1 tRNA gene is annotated in these 807 nt (G+C 32.1%); it reads left to right on the plus strand.

The features are described 5' to 3' along the window. The first annotated feature begins 296 nt into the window (after window positions 1–296). Window positions 297–369 (plus strand) — tRNA-Phe (locus AMDU4_RS13980). Window positions 370–807 lie beyond the last annotated feature (438 nt).

The following is an 807-nucleotide window of genomic DNA, read 5'->3' on the forward strand; positions in this document are numbered from 1 at the left end:
ATTCTCTACCTCCTGATAATAGACCTTGTCCCCTTTTTTGATCTTCCGTATGAATGTCATTACTGGTGTATAGTATACACCAGTATTTATACACTATGTTTTCTATGCAACGATACACACAAAACCGTGAGATTACAATATTACTTGAGTGTTGAAATAAACGCTAGGGTCAAGATAATCCAATCGGATTTTGATACCATATAGATATCCAACTGTTTAACTTAACCCAAAAATTTAGAGTTCCATAACAAATGCGATAAAAACATTTTAATAAAGATTAACAATATGGCTATGTCGCCGTGATAGCTCAGTTGGGAGAGCGCCAGACTGAAGATCTGGAGGTCGCTGGTTCAATCCCGGCTCACGGCATAATATTAAAAGCTTAATTTGTGGTCTGTTGCATAACTTCTTCTGTTTTATTTCCTTCATATTATAACTTTTATACTTATCGACCATGTTTTATAACATTCTTAATTCCCCATATGTATGCATTTCACCATAATTCTTTATAACATTGCATAATCTGAATCTTTGATAACCTTCACATTCCACTGTTTCATATTTTTTATTTTAATGTTTCGCCATACTTTCTCTTTACAGATAAATTGATTTCCTCTATGCCATTCCATTCATCCTTTCATCTCCTTATCCTAATTATCCCTGAAATCAACATCACTGAATTGTATCATTCTTTTATCAGGCTGATTATTAAATTGAGTTTTAATAATTATGCAACACCATTTAAATTAATAAAGTATATGTAAAGTGATGAAATGGATAAAAAATGAAAGTCGGAATTGCTGGATT

This window comes from Ferroplasma sp. Type II (assembly GCF_000496155.1).